This is a genomic window from Coriobacteriia bacterium, from assembly GCA_018368455.1.
In the GTDB taxonomy this organism is placed as follows: Bacteria; Actinomycetota; Coriobacteriia; order Coriobacteriales; family UMGS124; genus JAGZEG01.
The window spans coordinates 1-17386 of record JAGZEG010000002.1 but is presented as its reverse complement, the minus strand read 5'-3'; the positions used below and the strand labels follow the sequence as shown (position 1 = coordinate 17386).

The window sequence follows — 17386 nt, the reverse complement described above, 5'->3', positions numbered from 1 at the left end:
AGGCCGATGGGGAGGCGTAGATCTTCCGCGCCGCGCCTCGACTGTTTTGTACGGCGCTGCCGGCGCGTGTCGTGGTGGTCGGATATCGCGGTGGCGCCGCAGACGATGGCGTGTGCCAGCATCGTGAGCGCGTACGCCGCGAAGAACATGAGCCCAAACGAATCGCCGGCTCCGTGCGATAGGCTCATGGCCTGCAGATATGTGCTCGAAATCATCAGTGGGAACATCAGCCCGCACACGATGCCGTATCCGAGGGATGCGCGCAGCACCTGTTTCACGTCGCCTGTCCCCCTCGCCACGCCATGGCCGTCCTGATCCAGTTGCCATGATACCTGCTACGCGGATGAGCGACGGGCGCGCTGCGGGGCGGGGTTTGCCGCATTGCCGAGCGCCGCTTCTCTCTCGACGATGTCGATGACGTCCTGTTGAGAATGCACTCCCAGTTTTGCATAGACGTGCTTGGCGTGCGTCTTGACGGTGTTGTACGAGAGACTCAACTCATCTCGAATGTGGTATCCGTTATGACCTCGGGCGAGCAAGCCCAGTACCTCTTGCTCGCGAGCGGTTAATCCATACTGGGTGGAGAGCCTCTGGCAGGCGCTATCCAGCGGCTTACGCCGCTCCTCTGCGGAGTTGGGTAGGGGCATGGGCCCGGCGGGTTCCACCGCGTGGATCGTGGCGGCGAATGAGAACGTGCGCAGACCGGTAAGCGCATAAGCGAGCATGAACAACACGACGCAGCTGGTCAAAACTGCAGCGATTTGCGGCTGGTCAACGAGCAATGTGTTGCAGAGATTTCCGATGCCGCCTCCGATGAGCGCGCCGGTGTCGTTCGCGAACTCCCCGCATGCTAATACCATCATCGAACCTGCTGGGTTCCGTGCGCATAAGGAGGAAAGCGCCGCCCATGCAAGGACGCTAAACGCAAGGCGGCCTGCATACAGGAAAGCGTTCGCGACGCCCACTCCTAGCCCCGTGATGGGAGCGGCTAGGAATCCGGCTGCAACCAAGAGAATCGAGGTCGTGAACAGGGCGTCTTCGCGCCTGGAGGGGGCCAGCAGGAATAGTGTCACACTGCCGATGAGCATGAAGATGCTGAGATTGCTCGTGAGCGGCGCAAGGGAGTCCATGCGCAACACGGAGCCGAATCCGACCGCTACCGAGAAGATGAACATGAGCAGGAACACCTGATTGTTAGGGAGAAGAAATGACCGGGGATTCGTAAGTGCTCGCACCTCAACGCCGGGGCTTGAGGCGATGTCTTTGATCGTCTGTTCGGCGGTCTCCCACGTAGGGGCGATGCAGACGATCGTGAGCAGCGCATCGAGCAGCACCGAAATGCGAAAAGCTGGTGCCGGCGCAACCGTTGCGATACATGTGGCCAGGATGACGGCGGCTGACGTGGACGCTGCCACGAGACGGGTATTGGTGATCTTCGAGAGTGATATGCCGATGAGATAGAACCCGAAAATGAGTCCTGCCCGCCGAGCGGCGAGGCCCAATAGGATGGCGTGCGGCGTAGCCGGTTCGATTTCGAGAAGCGTGGCTCCCGTCGCGCAACAGAGAATCGTGCAAATAAGCAGGGGCCTCGGCTGAAGAAGGCGGGGTGCCCGTAGGGCCGCGAGAAGGATGCCGACTTCGGCGAGTGCCCCTATGATCGATTGTGCCTCAGACGCGAACGGGAGGATCGCACGCGCGTATGAGAGGATGCCATGTCCGGCGAGCCAGAACTGATACGTCTGGGCTGTGATGGCTATGGCGCACATCAGGGCGAGGCGTCTGTCTGCTCGACGGGATAGCACGGCGGCTTTGTTGTGCGATGTCACGTGCCCCCCTGTCGTTCGACTGCGTGACCGTCTCATTGTAAGACGCTGCGTTCTTGATCGTCACCCGCCGGGAACACCTCCGGGTTTTTGTTTGAGCGCAAAGACACGGGGGGCAGAAACGAGCTCAAGCTGGCCCTCTGTGGTTGACATTGCTTTTTAGTCTGTCTACCTGCAGAAATAAGGAAATACCACCGTACGGGTGAGGGAGTTTGAGGACGAGGGATATAGCGTCTTGTTCGTAGCACATGCCATTCAGGGCCATTCGGTATGGCATGCACGCTAATTGCGGTTGCAAGAGACACGTACTGGAAACTGTGAAAAGGGGGTCACAATGAGTAACACGACGACGCGCAGGGGTTTTGTCAAGGGTGCTGCGGTGGGCGCTGCATGCGTGGCTGGTATGGGCATCGCCGGGGTGGCGGGTGCCAACGAGAAGGCTGTCTCTGGCGAGAAGGATAACCCTGAGTTCGAGATGGCGGATATGGTCGACACGTATACGCACGCGACGGACTCGATGTCGAAGGCCGTGCTTGAGGGCGAGCAGTTTGAAGCGGCCCTGCAGTTCCTCGCCGATTCCTCGCATTACCTGTATATCAACCGGGCAACGCCGTACTACGGCAACTACACTCTGTACCCTGCCACGGGCTTTGATACGGATTGGCGTTCTCCGCTGAATGGGCGCGTGTATCGCGGTCCGTATTCCGACCCGATCACCCGATCTGTCCTGTGGCTCACGACGAACCCCAACGGGTCGGCAAATGTCTCCATCGGGTCATACTGGGGAGCCATTCCGCCGAATACGGAGCTTGCAATTGAGAATCACGAGCTTGAGGGGTATGAGCCTTCCGATAAGTGGCAGATCGTGTGCTATATGGCGCCGGGCCAGACCGTTGAAAACTTCATTCGTAACGGCCGCGGCTCTCTCGCGATTGACGGTGCGCTCGTGAGTCACTACGGTCTGTCGGAGGCATGGGAGGGCCGCAACGTCCTCAATGTTGAGGTTAAGCTTGACCACTATATCCGTCGTGAGGTGGCTCCTCAGGACTACTACGATGGACTCATGCCCACGACGACCACGTGGCTTGTTGGCGGCGTGTGGTCGTCTGTCCCGGGCTGGGGAGAGGATGCTGGCGAGGATCAGTACCGCTCGATTGAGCAGTTCTGGGGTTGTGCGACGGGTGATGCTGCGGCGCTGAACTTCACGACGGACGAGGAGCGTAGCGCCTATATCGAACGTGCGAATGCCGATGCAAACCTGCTTGCCGCTCTCAAGGGGTCGCTCAACTACATGTACTTCGATGTCATGCAGATCGTGAACGTCACGCAGGAGATCGGCCTTGATTTCGAGCAGCCGGCCGGCAAGGTCAATGGTCTGGACATGGATGGCGATGGTCTGCTGGACAGGTATCCCGAGGGCGAGGACCAGGCTGGCGAAGTTATTCTCCAGAACGCGTACGGCAAGGATGTCTACACGCTTCCCGATTGGGCGTACGATCTCGACTTCAATCTGGGCTGGTGGCGCGCACTGGATGGGAGCATTATCGATCCCGACGGCAACAAAATCATTGGCGCCAATCCCGATGGCACGTATGTGCTTGAAGGCGAGTAATGGCGGGCTGATCTAAGGGGGATGGCGACGCGATGACGCCTCGGGGCTGCGGTGCTTATGCCTGCGGCCTCGAGGCTATTTGCGTGCGCCGCCTATTCCGCGGCGCCTTTGCATCGCAGAGTTTTCTCAATACTGAGAGCGTTTTGCACATTGTCTCGTGCCACACGCGCTGTCGTTCGTTTTCTTGCCAGAGCATGTCGATGAGTTCAGGTGCATCGTGAATCTTGCTTATGAGGGTCTGTGCATCTTGAACAGAAAACCCCGCATTTTTGAGCATATAGCAGGCGGCGACACGAAAAACGTCGTCGTTTGAGTACGAACGATAGCCGGTCTCGGGATCACGCCCTGGCCGTACGAGCCCGATCTGCTCGTAGTAGCGCAGCGTCCCGCGAGATATGTCAAGGACGTTCAGAAGCGTTGCGATGGTGTACGTTTTCCCCTGCGCGCTTTCCTGTGGCATTGCGGATATCCTGACCGTCGCCTGCTGTGCCATTTCCTCAGAAGTATAGGGCACCCCGCCATGGTATGGCGAGGTGCCCCTCTCGGCTAAGTGCGTGGTGGAGCTTGCTCGCGTCGTTTGCGGGACTACTTAATGCCCGTCGCCGCGTTTGTGCCGGCTATTTGGCCAAATACCAGACACTCAGCGACGTTGCCACCGCCCTGATAGTAGTACGCGTTGACGCCGCCGAGCTCTCCGGCGGAGAACAACCCAGGGATGGGATTGCCATTTGTATCGATAACCTGCGCTTTTGCGTTACGGCGTGGTCCGCCCTGCGTGTTCAAAACTGAGGGCTGCAGAGGCAGGGCGTACAGCGTCCCCTCAAACGCGCGCATGCTCTCGGGATCGCGGTCGAACTCGATGTCCTCGCCGTTTGCGGCATAGCTGTTGAAGCGCTCGATCGTGCGACTGAGGATTCCTGGGTCAGCACCGATCTTGCTTGCGAGATCTGCGGCGTCGGCGGCAGACACAATGACCTCGTCAACGTTGATGGGCATGTGGCCGTTTTCTTCGAGTACGGTCTTCTGCTGCTCGTCGAACACGGCCCAGGGGCGATAGCTCTGGTTGGGATCTTCCAAATGCCGTGGCTGTATAGGTGGCCGTGACGGTCCGTCTGGTCTTCTCGCAGGAAGCGCGACCCGTCTTCGGCAACGCAGATGTACGCTCCCTTGACGGATGGCTTGTAGCGCGCGGCGAGCATGAGGATTGCGCGCTCACCCTCCTCAACTTTGTATTGGTTGCCTCCGAGCATGCCAAGGCTTTCATAGTTGTGCATATGCCACAGGTCGGCTCCGACTTCCTGGGCCATACGAATGCCGTCGCCGAAGTTGTGGATGCCTCCCAGCGGTGCCAGTCGCGGACAGCCAAGATAATCCTGGATCATCTGCTTGTTGCATTCGAAGCCACCACAGGCAAGGACGACGCCTGAAGCGCCAATGCGCAGCTCCGCGCCTTCGTGTTCGATGATAACGCCTGTAACGGTCCCCGTGCTGCCATCTTGAATGAGGTGAGTTGCGGGCGATTCGAGCCAGACGGTGATGGCGTCATTTGCCTGGACATTTTCCTGGACGACGGGATAGAACGCGCCGTCAAAGTACGCGGGGTGCATGGTCACGGCGTCAACGGTGGTCGCGCCTTCGAGTTCGGGGTATTCGGGGCAGATGGAAGCAAAGGAGCGCTTGATTTTCTGGGCGTCCGTTTCGTCGTTGCCGCCCTGTCCGGCTTCGCCCTCTGCCGTTGCGGCAAACTCGCTCCAAATGCAGGGATCTTCGATACCCATGCGCTTGAAGATGTCGGGCACGCCCATGATGCCCGCGACGTAGGCGTCTAGCACATCGGAATCCTGGTCCATGTGCCAGCCGAGTGCGTCGTAGTAAGAACGAAGCTCTGCCTCGTTCTGGCCGTAGACGACGATTTGGGCGCAGAAGCGGGAGTTGCCGCCCTCTTCGCCTTCCGGAGCTGAGTCTACGAGCAGTACTTTCTGGGCTCCGGCGTCGGCAGCAGACAGGGCGGCCATTGCACCTGCGAATCCGTAGCCTATGACTACGACGTCATAGCTATCGTCGAATGCTTGCGCGGCATCTGGCTCTTTTTCAGAAGCAAGCGCCGTTGTGCCCAGAGCACCGGCTGCGATTGTGGCGGCGCCAGCTACAAATGTTCTGCGCGAAACTCGAGATGCCATGTTGGCCCCCTTCCGATGCCGACGCCCCTTTGACGTCGGCCGGGTCCGAGTATGGGGCGGCCATAGTGGCCGAGCGGAAGCGGGTGGGGGCGGGCTATTATGGCCGGGCTAAAGGTTGGGGCCAGACTTAAGCGCAAGATCTGTTTTCTCGTGCGGGGGATTTCTGGGACCTGCGTGTTCGAGGGTGTTTTTGGGACAAGAATCGGTCTGGTGAATGGGCTCTCCTGATTGCGGCGGGCTTGCGATTTCGCGTGGCTGTTATTGCGGCGCATTTACCTGCGGCAACGTCAGGGCCGAGGCTCGCGGCGTTGCCGTCGGAAACAGGCTCGGCCCTCGCTGCGGGCGCGGTCCATACACGGGCCCGATTCCTGGCCGTCTGGCGCCCGGTTTTGTGCGAAGACTCCCTTGGAGGCGAGCTCTGCATGCTGCCGCGGGCCCGAATGAGGACGGTAGACATCCTGATAGCGAGGCCTGCCTATTCTTCGTGGATGCGGGTGAGTGGCTCCTCGCGAGGGTGACGCCGACCTTGCGATACATGTTGCGGACATGGGCGCGTACGGTGTTCTCCGATATGCCGAGCGCGCCGGCAATATATGCGTAGCTATGTCCGATATAGCATTAAATCGTACACGCAAAGCGCCCGCACCACCTCTAACCAGATGCTGCGGGCGCTCCTGTTTTCCGGATCTATCGGGATGCGCGGCGCCGCGGGGTCGTGCGCCCGCGGCGCCGGCGGCTGGCTACTCCGCGATGCCCAGCATGTGGTGTACGGCGACCCAGCTCATGACGATGCCGGCTCCGATGGTCATGCCGCCGCCGCAGTAGGCGCCGCCCGATACGCCGGCCGAGCAGTTGCCGACGGCGTACAGACCGGGGATGGTCTCGCCCCACACGTTGACGATCTGCGAGTTCGCGTCAACGAGCAAACCGCCGTTCGTGCCGCAGGTGCCCGGCACGTAGAGCGCGCCGTAGAACGGGGCCGTCGCCACGGGGCCGAGGCTCATGCTCGGCAGGTCGCGCCCCGACGTCATGTCGGCCGACGTGTTCTGGTCGTATGCCTTCTCGCCGCGGTGCCACTGGGGGTCGGCGCCCTTCTCGGCGTTCGCATTGAATGCCTCGACCTCGGCCGTCAGTCCCTCTGGGTCGATGCCCAGCTTCTCTGCGAGCTCCTCCAAGGTGTCGGCGCTGACGACGTACTCGGGCATCGGGTCGCCCACGGCCGCCTGGCCTGGCAGCGTGAAGTACTGCGTGAACTCGGAGTCGCAGATGAAGTAGGCGGGCAGGTTACGGTACTCCTGCAGTCCGGTGTCCCACTCCTCCCACGCTCGGTTGAAGATGGCGTAGGCGCTCGACTCGTTGCCGAAGCGCTTGCCGTACTTGTTCACGACGATGGCGTTGGGCTTCGTCCGGTACATGAACCAGTCGTTCGTCCTGAAGTCGGTCACCATGTCGGCGCTGGGATCAAGCTCGCCGTCGTAGAAGCACGGCAGGCCCCAGTTCGTGTCCATGTGAGCAAGGTCGGCACCGACCGCCATGCCCATGAGATGACCGTCGCCGGTGTCGCCCATGGAGGCGTTCGTGACGTAGGGGCGGTTCGGCTGGAACGCCTTGATCATTGCGAGGTTGTGGTCGAAGCCGCCCGTGCCGAGGATGACGCCCTTCTTGGCGTGAACGCGCAGCTCAGCCCCATCCTTCGTCGTGGCGAGCACGCCGACGACCGCCCCGGTCTCGTCGGTGACAAGCGAGGTCGCGGGCGTTTCGAACAGGACCTCGACGCCCAGGTCGTTCGCGATCTGCTCGGCATGGCTCCACAGATTGCCCTCGTCAAACTTGACGAATATGGTGCGGCCGCCGCCGAGGCTGCCCTCGTAGGCGTCGAAGTAGTCGCCACCGTTGGGCCCGCAGTACCACTCCCAGTCAAAGGTGTCGTGCGTCCACTGGACGAACTTGGGCGCGGCGTCGAGGTAGGCGAGCGCGACACTCTCGTCAACGCGGCCGCCCGTCGTCTTGAGCATGTACTCGCGAGCCATCTCGGGCGTGTCCTCGACGCCCGCGTCGGCCTGGCAGTATGCGCAGGGCACCCAGCTGCCGCAGCCCGACGTCGCCGACGTGCCGCCCCAGACGCCGCTCTTCTCGAGCAGGATGACGGACTCGGCGCCGAGGCTCATGGCGGAGATGGCGCCCATGGCGGCCGTGCCCGAGCCCACGACGACGATATCGGCCTCCTTGTCCCACGGCGTCTCGCCGGCGGATGCCGGGGACGCGGCGCCGGCGAGCGCGGCGAGGGTGACGGCGCCCGTTCCGACGACGGCTGACGATGCGAGGAAGTCTCGGCGGCTCAGTTCCATGGCAGTCTTCTTTCTCTCGATGGTTCCCCTTATGCAGAGCGATGCGGCGCATGCGGCCGACAGCCGATGCGGTGGTCGCTGCTCGGCCCTCCCCAGGGCCATCACCAGCCTATCGCGAACACGGCCGATGGGATACGATGGGATGGCTTGCAATGCGGACCGATTTTCCGTGGGGATACGGGAAAATCGAATGAGCTCACGGGTTTGGTGGGTCGCACGGCATCTGTGGGACGCACGGGTTGCAACGGGGGACGGCATGAAGATCGAAACGCTGGCGGACTTTCTCACCCTTGTGAAGTGTCGCGGCTTCGGACGGGCGGCCCGGCAGCTCTACACGACGCAGCCCAGCTTGAGCAGCCGCATCGCCGCTATGGAGAAGGAACTCGGTTTCGAGGTGGTCGACCGCTCGAGCTCGACGTTCTCGCTCACGCCGGCTGGCTCGGCTTTTCTGGGCTATGCCCAGGCGATTGTCGACGCCTACGGGAAGGGGCGATCCGAGGGAAGGGCTCTCGACAGGGAAGGCTCTCCGCTGCGCGTCACAGGGATAGGGGCGGACTCGCGGGAGTTTCGGCTCGTCTCCGCGATCGATGATCCGGCGTTTGTGTTTGTGGGCAGTGACATGAACACGCCGTTTTTCGACCTGCTGGTGAGCGGACGAGCGGATATCGAGCTGACGCCCGACGTGGCGGCTGTCGAGAGGCTGGGCACGCTTGACCCCCAACACGAGTATGCGACCGTGCCTGCGGGGTATGGCCGCGGGGCCATTGCGATGCAGGCGTCGCATCCGCTTGCTACGCGCGAGGAACTGACGTCGGCCGATCTCGACGGAGCGACGGTGACGATCGGGAGCCTGACGTTCTTCGAAGAGTGGCGCGACGTAATTGGTGCCATGTTGGGTGAGGACGTGCACACGCAGTTCCGGTTGCGCCATGCCGACAACGTTGGGGAGCTTGCCCGGGCCGAGCTGGGAGACACGCTTCACATATGTGCGTTCGAGTCGGTTGAGACGTTCTATGGGCATCGGGACGACATCGTCATAAAGACGACGGTTGACGGGCGGGAGCTGCGCTATCCCCTGTGCGCTGCCTACCGCGCCGACGCGTCCGACGCCCGCATCGCCGAGCTCGCCCAGAAAATCGGCCGGGTGCTGTCTGCCTGCGAGGGGTGAAGTCGCAAGCCGCTTCGTTCGCGCCCAGGGCCCGGCGCGCGCCTTGCGATTTTGATGGCGCGATCGGCACACGCCGCCGCTGCGATGCGCGCCCCGCACGTGCGGCCCCGGATCGCGGCCAAGAAGCGAGCTCGTGCACGGCCCCCTTCGGCGCGTGCCTCCTCGAGGCGGCCTTCGGATGCGGGTGACCTGCGGTTTTACGCGCGCCGCCGTCGGGGGCGGGCGCTCGACCCATACACTAGCACGGTTCCTGGCCGCGAAGGGCCTACACCTCCGCAGGCCGGAACTGTGCGATGAGGTCGCCGAGCTCCTGCTTGGAGTGGATGCCGAGCTTGGCATAGATGCGCTTCGCGTGCGTGCGCACCGTGTTCTCGGAGACCTCAAGCTCGGTGGCGATGCGCGGCACGGTGTCGCCGCGGGCGATGTGCTCCATGACCTCGGTCTCGCGCGCTGACAGGCGATAGTGCAGGCGGATGGCCTCGCACTGCTTCGAGATGCGGTCGCGCATCGGGGCGTGGGGCGCATCGGAGGGTGTGCCGACCTCGGTGGCCGCGGAAGCCGGAACTTCCTCGCGGGTTTTGCCGCCGCCGCGGGCGCTCCTGGTCTCGCGCAGCGGGGCGAGCGAGAGGAACTCGGCCTCGTCGCCCGCTGGCTCGCTCATGGCGCGCCGCCCGCCTGCGCAGATGAGGTAGAGCGCCATGCCCAGGGCACAGGCGCACAGCAGCGCCGCCAGCGCGATCTGCCCCTGCCCTCCGCCCGCCGCGCCCAGCGCACCTGCGGTGCTCGTAACGCCCGCCGCGCCCGCGCCGCCCGCTGCGAAGGCGCTCGCGGAGCCGACACTGCTCGCCGCGCCTGCTGCACTCGCGGCGCTTCCCATGCTGATGCCGCCTGCCGCGGGGGCGCTTGCGGAGCCCATCACGCTCGCTGCGATGCCGCCGACCCCGGCCGCGCTGGCCGATCCGCCCGCCACGCTCCCAACACCTGCCGCACCCGTTGCCCAGCCGCACAGCAGTCCCAGGCACTGCAGCACCGTCGCGATGCCGCCGCACAATCCGTAGACGAAGGCCGCATCCACGCCGCGATCGCGCGCGGCTTGCAAACACTGCACGATGAGGATCATCTGCGCAAACGCGAACAGCATGTGCACGAACCCGGCGAACACGTCCAGGTACGTCCGGCTCAGAAACGGCAGCAGCGCCAGCGCCGCTATGAGCGCGGGAAAGGCAACGCGCATGGCTCGGCTCGTGCTGAACCGAAACGAGAAGCGCCTCCACAGCACGATGAGTGCTACGGCCGACACGAGTGACCCGATCATCGATGTGACGTTGACAACCTGCCCCACGTCGACGTTCTCGATGGCGATCGCCCGCACGACGCCGGCGACGAATCCCAGGCTGCCCACGGTGAGCCCGCTGCGCCAGTAGTCGCGCACGACGCGGGCGTACACGCGGGGGTGCTCGCGAGGCGACTCGTCGGGTAGTCCCCCGCGTGCATGGGCGTCACGGTAGCTCAGCGCGAGCGCCGTCCCGCACAGCGGCAAAAAGACGAGCGGCACGAGAAAGGCCGTCACCGACAGTGGGCACAGGCACAGCAGGAAATAGATGAGCGCCGACGCCCCCGTTCCCGCGATCGTGAGCATCGTGGCGCGCTCGGAGTCCTGCGAGGCGAGCACGCGCTGCCAGACGAGCATCATGCCGGTGCTTCCCACGCCGAGCAGCACGCCCGACCCGATGACAAGCCACAGCGCGTATGGGCGCACATACATGGCTGCGATGAGCGCGCACGACCCCAGCAGCATGGGGACGGTGCCCATGTGAGGTAGGACGCGGTTTGTCCAGCGCGCAAAGAAGTAGGAACTCAGCACCGCCGCGCCGTAGGCGAGGGCGCTGGCGATCGTCTGCGCGGAGAAGAACGACACCGTGACGGCCGAGATCTGGAACTCCGGGGGCAGGAAGGGAAAGACGCCGCCCCATACTGACGTGGCGTTGACGGCGAGGAATAGCGCGAAACCAAGCAGCGCCGTACGGGGCTGCGCGAGCTGGGCGAGTCTCATGGGGTGGGCCTCCTCTCCAAAGGGTGTCCGAGCTACTGGGATCGGGCGGCTGCGGGGCGGAACCCGCGCGGCCTACGCAAGCGTCAAATACATACGATAGAACTGGAAGCGCACGAGGAACGTGACGACGTACATGAGCGCGATGCCGGCGAGCAGAATGGCCGCCTGGCGTCGCCGCGACCGGAGGGCGCCTCCCGCCGGCGCCTCTCCGCCCATCCGCGCGAGCGCCCATCCCACGAGCGCGCACGCCGCCAGCATTCCGACGCCATAGACGCCCACGAATGCCAGGTAGTGTGGTGCGAAGCTGCCTGCGCTCCCAAAGACGTTGCGCATCCCCGCTGCGACCTGCCATTGCCAGACGAGCACCGCACAGCTCGCCAGTGTCGCGAACACCGATCCTGCCAGCAGAGCTTGGCACTCGCGACGTCGCAGGGGCTCGCTTCCCGTGAGCCCCAGGCAAGCGCAGGCGACGAGTGGCCCGCCGGCTAGCGCGTTCAACAGAAGGCTGACCTGTGCTTGCGGCGTGCTCCACGTGGGGATCGTCGGCATGCAGTACACGCGCGAGGTGCTGACGAGATACGCCACGGCGGCGGCCACGGTGGCGACGAGCCAGATGTTCTCAAGCAGTTTGGGAGGGCGCTTCAGCTGTGCCGCTATCCAGAAGCCACCGGACAGGCTCAGAAAAAGGCCCGTGCAGAAGACCTCGGTCGACAACCCTGCCTGACCCACACGGTTGAAGACATACAGGGCGTTGCCCGGGTTGCCCAGGTGCGTCGCGGACACGACGAAGCCGATCGTGACGAGGGCGAGCGGGACGAACAGGGCGGTGCAGGGCACGGGTGTCCGGCGCGCGCGATCGTCAGCGTGGCTTAGCAGGAAGCGGCTGGCCACGATGGCATACGCGACGGCTGCCGACGGAGCCAGCGTCGTGAACACGACGAGCTCTATGGCGTTGAACGCAAACGTCGCCCCTCCCATGCACCCCTCTCCTTCCGGTGGCCCATCCCATAAAGTCGGATTATCTACCTGCGCAAACGTAGCATGTCACATGGCGCATGTGACAGACGCGCCCTGCCCAGGACGTACAAAGGACACGATGTGCGGGCGGGCGCCCGGGCGGCTTGCGTTGACGCCTTCGGAGGGGTTTCGCCTGCATGGGGAGAAGGAACAGGGGAGAGGAGAGAACCATGGCGTGTGCTACATCGGAGCCGCTGAGCCGTCGCTCGTTTGTGACGTGGGCCGCCGTGCTCGGCGGCAGCTGCGCTCTGGCCGGTGGCGTCTCGCAGGCGGCCCTGGCTGCCGACGCGAAGGCTGCCTCGTCTGCGGCTGACGCTCTGCCGCCGGCGCCCGAGGGCGTGCCGTTTGACTACGACAAGGTCACGTGGGGTGGCTGCCACGTCAACTGCGGCAGCCGTTGCCCGCTCAAGATGTTCGTCAAGGACGACACTGTCGTGCGCGTCGGCATCGATGACGACGGCGGCGACACGTTCGGCCCCGGCGAGATCTACCAGATGCGTTCCTGCGTCCGCGGCCGCACGAACCGCCAGCGCCTCTACAACGACTCGCGTATCCAGACGCCGCTGCGCCGCGTGCCGGGCACGAAGCGCGGCGAGGGCAAGTACGAGGCCATCACCTGGGACGAGGCCATCCAGGAGATCGCCGACGCCATGATCTCCATCAAGGAGAAGTACGGCAACGACGCGTTCTACATCCAGTACGGCACCGGCCAGCTCGGCGGCACCGTCTCCAAGTCGTGGGCGCCCGACAACACGGCGTTCGCCCGCCTGCTCAACTGCTTCGGCGGCTACCTGCGCCACTACTGCGACTACTCCACGGGTCAGATCAACTGGGAGCTGCCGCTGTTCAACGGCGACGCCTACTCGAACAACGAGGTCACCGATCTGGTGAACTCCAAGAACATCGTGCTGTTCGGCAACAACCCGGCCAACACGCGCATGAGCGGCTCTGCCATGCAGTACCTCATCACGCAGGTGCGTCTGCAGAACCCCGACGCCAAGATCGTCGTCATCGACCCGATCCTGTCCGACACGGCCGTCGGCGTCGCCAACGAGTGGATCCCGATTCGCCCGGGCACCGACATGGCGCTCGTGGCCGGTATGGTCCACTACCTTATGGTCAACGACAAGCTCGACCGTGAGTTCATCGAGCAGAACTTCATCGGCTTCTACAGCGCGAACTTCGCCGACGAGGTCAAGCAGGCCGAGCCGCCGGACAATACGTTCTTCGGCTACGACAAGACCGGCTCCATCACGGTCGAGGGCGACATGTCCTACGAGGCTTACCTCATGGGCACCGGCGCCTACGAGGGCACGGGCGTCAAGGACAGCACGTGGGCCGCGGGCATCACCGGCGTCCCCGCCGCGAAGATCGAGGAGCTTGCCGAGCTCTACATCGACGGCCCGACAGCGACGATCCAGGGCTGGGGCCCGCAGCGTCACATGGCCGGCGGCTACAGCGCCCGCGCCATCGGCATGATCGCCGCGCTCACGAAGAACGTTGGCATCTCGGGCGGCGGCACCGGCGCGCGCGAGGGCACGGGCGGCGTCGGCTACCCGATTCCCTCGTCCATCCCCAACCTCGTCGAGAAGAACACCGTCACGACATGCGTCAGCTTCTTCGACTGGTACCACGCCATCGAGGACTACAAGTCGATGAACGACGCCACGTGGGGCGTGCGCAACATCGACAACACCGGCGCGATGACCTACGCCGAGGAGCCGGGCACCGTGGCGCTCAAGGCTCCGATCAAGTTCATCTGGAACTACGCGTCCAACGTCATGATGGGCCAGCACGGCGACATCAACGAGATGCTGCGCCTCTACAACCTGCCTGACGAGGACGACTCCGGCCTGACGATGATCGTGACCGACGACGTCTACATGACGCCGACCGCCATGATCAGCGACATCATCCTGCCCGGTACGACGAGCTTCGAGGAGATGGACGTCTGCACCGGTGGCTCGGCGTGGACGGGCTTCGCGCTGTGCGAGTCGCCGGCCGTCGCGCCGCTGTTCGAGGCCAAGCCGGTCTACGAGGTGTGCTGTCTGCTCGCAGACAAGCTCGGCGTGCTCGACGAGTTCAGCGAGGGCAAGACGCAGGAGGATTGGGTCCACTGGCTGTACGACCAGGCCATCGAGGCCGGCGCCGACCTGCCCGACACGTTCGAGGCGTTCAAGGAGCAGGGCCTGTTCAAGCAGACGGACGACCACACGCCGCGCGTCTACGAGAAGCCTGAGAAGCTCGCGACGCCCTCCGGCAAGTGGGAGGTCTTCTCGAAGCAGGCGTACAACATCTCGAAGCAGTGGGACGTCACGGGCGGCGGCTACCTGCCTGACGACGGCAAGGGCGAGATCCATCCACTGCCGGAGTACTTCGTGGCGCCCGAGGGCGTCGGCGACACGGACGGTGCCGACGAGTACCCGTTCCAGCTCATCGGCCAGCATCAGAAGACGCGCGTCCACTCGAGCTACGGCAACGTCGACTGGATGAAGCAAGTCGCCCCTCAGCAGCTGTGGATCAACGCGCAGGATGCGGCGCAGCTCGGCATCGAGAACGGTGAGCTCGTCGAGGTCTACAACGAGCGCGGCCGCGTGCAGATCACGGCTAAGGTGACGTCGCGCATCATGCCCGGCGTGCTGAGCCTGCCGCAGGGCGCCTGGTACGAGCCGCAGAGCACCGACGCGGACATGGTGGGCAGCTACGACAACGTTGACCTGGGCGGATGCGTCTCGGTGCTCACGAGCGTGCGCCCGACGCCCATCAGCAAGGGCAACGGCGTGCACACGAACCACGCCGCCGTCAAGAAGCTCTAGGCCCGGACCCAGGAGAGGAGGACGACCATGACTCAGTACGGCTTCTATGTGAACACGGAGATCTGCACGGGCTGCAAGGCGTGCATGACGGCGTGCATGGACCGCAATAACCTCGAAGGCACCGAGAAGATCCGCAAGGTGTTCGAGCTAGGCGGCGGCGAGTTCACGACTGACGAGAACGGCGCGTTCACGAACACGGCGTTTGCCTACTACGTCTCGCTGACGTGCCAGCAGTGCGATGAGCCTGCGTGTGTGGCCCAGTGCCCGACCGGCGCCATGCAGAAGCATGCCGACGGCATCGTGCGCTCCGACCACGAGGTGTGCATCGGCTGCGGCGCGTGCGTGATGGCGTGCCCGTACTCGCATCCGTTCGTGAGCGAGACGCTGAAGAAGTCCATCAAGTGCACGCTGTGCTCTGACGAGATCGGTGAGGATGGTGTGCCGCACCCCGCGTGCGCCACGGCCTGCCCCGTGCGCGCGCTCGAGTTCGGGCCGATCGACGACCTGCGTGCTAAGTACGGTGACAATTGCACGATCGCACTGTTCGGCGACGCGACGAAGCCCAACGTCGTCATCAACCCGCACCGCGACTCGGTGAAGGGCGGCGAGGTCGTCAACCCGGCCGAGCTCGGCCTGGCCGACCTGGCGCACCGCTAGGATTGCGCGACTGAGCCCGGGCACCCGCGAGCACGAGGCGGGCGCCCGGGCGTGCACGGGGCGTGCGGGCGAGGTGCGCTGGCGGGTGCGCGTGGCCCGCTGGCGGGGGCTTCGGCGAGGCGCGCGAGCCGGGGTCCTGCGCTCGTGAGGGGGTGCGCAGGGCGCGCGAGGGGCGTGCGCGCAGGGGGCGTGAACGCGCTGGCGGAGCGAGCGTGCGCATGGGCGCGCAATACGTGCGGACCGGAGGTGGGAAGGCCGGGCCGAGGGGCGTGTCGACGGGCGCGTGGCGTGAGCGCGCTGGGCTACCGTGCGTATAAGATGCGCGGCCGAGCTCGGGCACCTGGCCGCGCAGAGATGTGGATGCGGCGTGCTGGCGAAGTGGCCGCGCGTGTGGGACTCTTTCGAGAAGAGACGACCAGGGACGAGGGGGACGTTCGATGAGCGAGCAGACGAAGGGCGCGTGCGGGTGCGAGACTGCGGCGGAGACGTGCGGTGGGACTGCCGAGGCGACCGTGCTTGATGCCGCACAGTTCGAGGCGCTCGCGGTGATCTTCGGTGTCCTGGGTCGACTGTTCTGGGAGGAGCCTGAGGCCGGCGTTGTCGATCAGCTGGCCGACGCGCGCGAACTGCTGCTGGCGCCGCCGTTCTCGACGGTGGCGTCGGAGGGTGCACGCGCGCTCTGCGATGTGCTGACGGCGTACGGAGAGGCGGGCGACGAGGGGCGCGCCGCGATGATGGCGGAGATGCGGCAGGATCGCGCCTACCTGTTCTATCAGGTGAGCGTCAGCCGAACGAGCCCCTACGAGTCGGTGTACCGCACGGAGGATCGCACGCTGTTCGGGCCGCCGACGGCACAGGTCAAGGCGGACTACGAGCGTCACGGCCTCACGCTGGGCACCGGCCGTAACGAGCCGTGCGACCACTTTGGCCTCGAGTGCACCTATCTTGCGCAGGTGGCTGCTGCCGGCGCTGACGCTGCTGGTGAGGCAGCCGCAGGCGCGTCGTGCGAGCTGCGTCGGTTCCTGGGCGAGCATCTGCTGGTGTTTGCTCCCGTCTACCTGCCGCACGTCGAGATGCAGGCCCGCAGCGGGCTGTACCGGGCGACGGCCATACTTGCTCGCGAGATCCTTGCCTGGGCGGCTGGCCGGCTCGGCGCTGCGGCTGTTGTGGCGCTCGACCCTGCGGATTTTCCGCTCAAGCACGAGGCGCGTTAGGCGTCTTGTTCCGCTGAGCCGGGAAACTGGCCAGGAATCGGGCTCGTGCATGCCACTGCCGAGCGGATTCTCCGCGGGAGGGATTCTCGGCCCGGCGTGACCTGGGATTTCGTGACGCGCCGGCGCTGGACGGCGCGGGGTGCCCATACACGAGCCTGAGTTCTGGCCGGTGGGGTGTCTTTTGCTTGCGGGCTTCGAGGCACGCGGCCGCCAGGGGCACTGCGGTTTCGGGCGTAGCGGTGCACGCGTGCTACAAAACCGTGCTTCGTGAAATCGCGTGCTACAAAATGGCGCGAAGTGTACGATATGAGTTGCTCGCTAGGAAATACTGCGCATTATCTACCTGCGGAGATACGGTCGCATTGCGGCGTATCACCGCCCGTACGGTCTCGGAATCGTACATATCGGGGGTGCGGCAGGAAGTTGGACCGGGGGATTACCCGGTCGGGACGGAGGCCGCGTGTACAGCGACAGGGAGAGGGCGTTCCACGTCCAGAG

General features: G+C 64.5%; 12 protein-coding genes. 5 read left to right on the top strand and 7 right to left on the bottom strand.

The features are described 5' to 3' along the window. Positions 1-335 precede the first annotated feature (335 nt). Complete coding sequence (locus KHZ24_01430) at positions 336-1826, bottom strand: helix-turn-helix transcriptional regulator (protein MBS5449866.1); 1491 nt, start codon at positions 1824-1826, stop codon at positions 336-338. A gap of 331 nt (positions 1827-2157) precedes the next feature. Between KHZ24_01430 and KHZ24_01425 the strand changes: the two genes are divergently transcribed. Further along, complete coding sequence (locus KHZ24_01425) at positions 2158-3435, top strand: hypothetical protein (protein ID MBS5449865.1); 1278 nt, start codon at positions 2158-2160, stop codon at positions 3433-3435. Positions 3436-3490: 55 nt separating this feature from the next. Here the strand turns inward: KHZ24_01425 and KHZ24_01420 are convergent, their stop codons facing one another. The 4 genes from KHZ24_01420 to KHZ24_01405 all read right to left on the bottom strand — a co-directional run bounded on the left by KHZ24_01420 (position 3491) and on the right by KHZ24_01405 (position 7963). Beyond that, positions 3491-3928: a MerR family transcriptional regulator gene (locus tag KHZ24_01420; GenBank protein ID MBS5449864.1), complete on the bottom strand. Its 438-nt coding sequence runs from the start codon at positions 3926-3928 to the stop codon at positions 3491-3493. Between the two features lie 286 nt (positions 3929-4214). Then, positions 4215-5615, bottom strand: a complete 1401-nt coding sequence (locus KHZ24_01415; GenBank protein MBS5449863.1) for an FAD-dependent oxidoreductase — start codon at positions 5613-5615, stop codon at positions 4215-4217. A gap of 258 nt (positions 5616-5873) precedes the next feature. Further along, positions 5874-6227, bottom strand: coding sequence for a helix-turn-helix transcriptional regulator (locus tag KHZ24_01410; GenBank protein ID MBS5449862.1), 354 nt, complete (start codon positions 6225-6227; stop codon positions 5874-5876). A 128-nt stretch (positions 6228-6355) separates the two neighbouring features. Next, a complete protein-coding gene (locus KHZ24_01405; GenBank protein MBS5449861.1) occupies positions 6356-7963 on the bottom strand; it encodes an FAD-binding protein in 1608 nt (535 codons plus the stop codon). A 256-nt stretch (positions 7964-8219) separates the two neighbouring features. Between KHZ24_01405 and KHZ24_01400 the strand changes: the two genes are divergently transcribed. Further along, positions 8220-9131 carry a LysR family transcriptional regulator gene (locus tag KHZ24_01400; GenBank protein MBS5449860.1) on the top strand — a complete coding sequence of 304 codons (912 nt, stop codon included), beginning with the start codon at positions 8220-8222 and terminating at the stop codon, positions 9129-9131. Between the two features lie 265 nt (positions 9132-9396). On the opposite strand, the gene KHZ24_01395 is transcribed toward KHZ24_01400, so the two are convergent. Both KHZ24_01395 and KHZ24_01390 read right to left on the bottom strand, forming a co-directional pair. Continuing rightward, positions 9397-9792, bottom strand: coding sequence for a response regulator transcription factor (locus tag KHZ24_01395; protein ID MBS5449859.1), 396 nt, complete (start codon positions 9790-9792; stop codon positions 9397-9399). Between the two features lie 1464 nt (positions 9793-11256). After that, entirely contained in the window at positions 11257-12162 is a 906-nt protein-coding gene (locus KHZ24_01390) for a dimethyl sulfoxide reductase anchor subunit (protein ID MBS5449858.1), read from the bottom strand. A 233-nt stretch (positions 12163-12395) separates the two neighbouring features. Here KHZ24_01390 and KHZ24_01385 point away from each other — a divergent pair, with 233 nt between their 5' ends. The 3 genes from KHZ24_01385 to KHZ24_01375 all read left to right on the top strand — a co-directional run bounded on the left by KHZ24_01385 (position 12396) and on the right by KHZ24_01375 (position 16888). After that, complete coding sequence (locus tag KHZ24_01385; protein MBS5449857.1) at positions 12396-15017, top strand: molybdopterin-dependent oxidoreductase; 2622 nt, start codon at positions 12396-12398, stop codon at positions 15015-15017. Positions 15018-15044: 27 nt separating this feature from the next. After that, a complete protein-coding gene (locus KHZ24_01380) occupies positions 15045-15674 on the top strand; it encodes a 4Fe-4S dicluster domain-containing protein (protein ID MBS5449856.1) in 630 nt (209 codons plus the stop codon). A 437-nt stretch (positions 15675-16111) separates the two neighbouring features. Next, positions 16112-16888, top strand: a complete 777-nt coding sequence (locus KHZ24_01375; protein ID MBS5449855.1) for a molecular chaperone TorD family protein — start codon at positions 16112-16114, stop codon at positions 16886-16888. The last annotated feature ends 498 nt before the right edge of the window (positions 16889-17386 follow it).

What these genes read in the sequence shown, in the direction of transcription:
- KHZ24_01415 (MBS5449863.1), bottom strand. Translation starts at nt 5,615, where the DNA reads ATGGCATCTCGAGTTTCGCGCAGAACATTTGTAGCTGGCGCCGCCACA.
- KHZ24_01390 (MBS5449858.1), bottom strand. Translation starts at nt 12,162, where the DNA reads ATGGGAGGGGCGACGTTTGCGTTCAACGCCATAGAGCTCGTCGTGTTC.
- KHZ24_01380 (MBS5449856.1), top strand. Translation starts at nt 15,045, where the DNA reads ATGACTCAGTACGGCTTCTATGTGAACACGGAGATCTGCACGGGCTGC.
- KHZ24_01420 (MBS5449864.1), bottom strand. Translation starts at nt 3,928, where the DNA reads ATGGCACAGCAGGCGACGGTCAGGATATCCGCAATGCCACAGGAAAGC.
- KHZ24_01375 (MBS5449855.1), top strand. Translation starts at nt 16,112, where the DNA reads ATGAGCGAGCAGACGAAGGGCGCGTGCGGGTGCGAGACTGCGGCGGAG.
- KHZ24_01425 (MBS5449865.1), top strand. Translation starts at nt 2,158, where the DNA reads ATGAGTAACACGACGACGCGCAGGGGTTTTGTCAAGGGTGCTGCGGTG.
- KHZ24_01400 (MBS5449860.1), top strand. Translation starts at nt 8,220, where the DNA reads ATGAAGATCGAAACGCTGGCGGACTTTCTCACCCTTGTGAAGTGTCGC.
- KHZ24_01405 (MBS5449861.1), bottom strand. Translation starts at nt 7,963, where the DNA reads ATGGAACTGAGCCGCCGAGACTTCCTCGCATCGTCAGCCGTCGTCGGA.
- KHZ24_01395 (MBS5449859.1), bottom strand. Translation starts at nt 9,792, where the DNA reads ATGAGCGAGCCAGCGGGCGACGAGGCCGAGTTCCTCTCGCTCGCCCCG.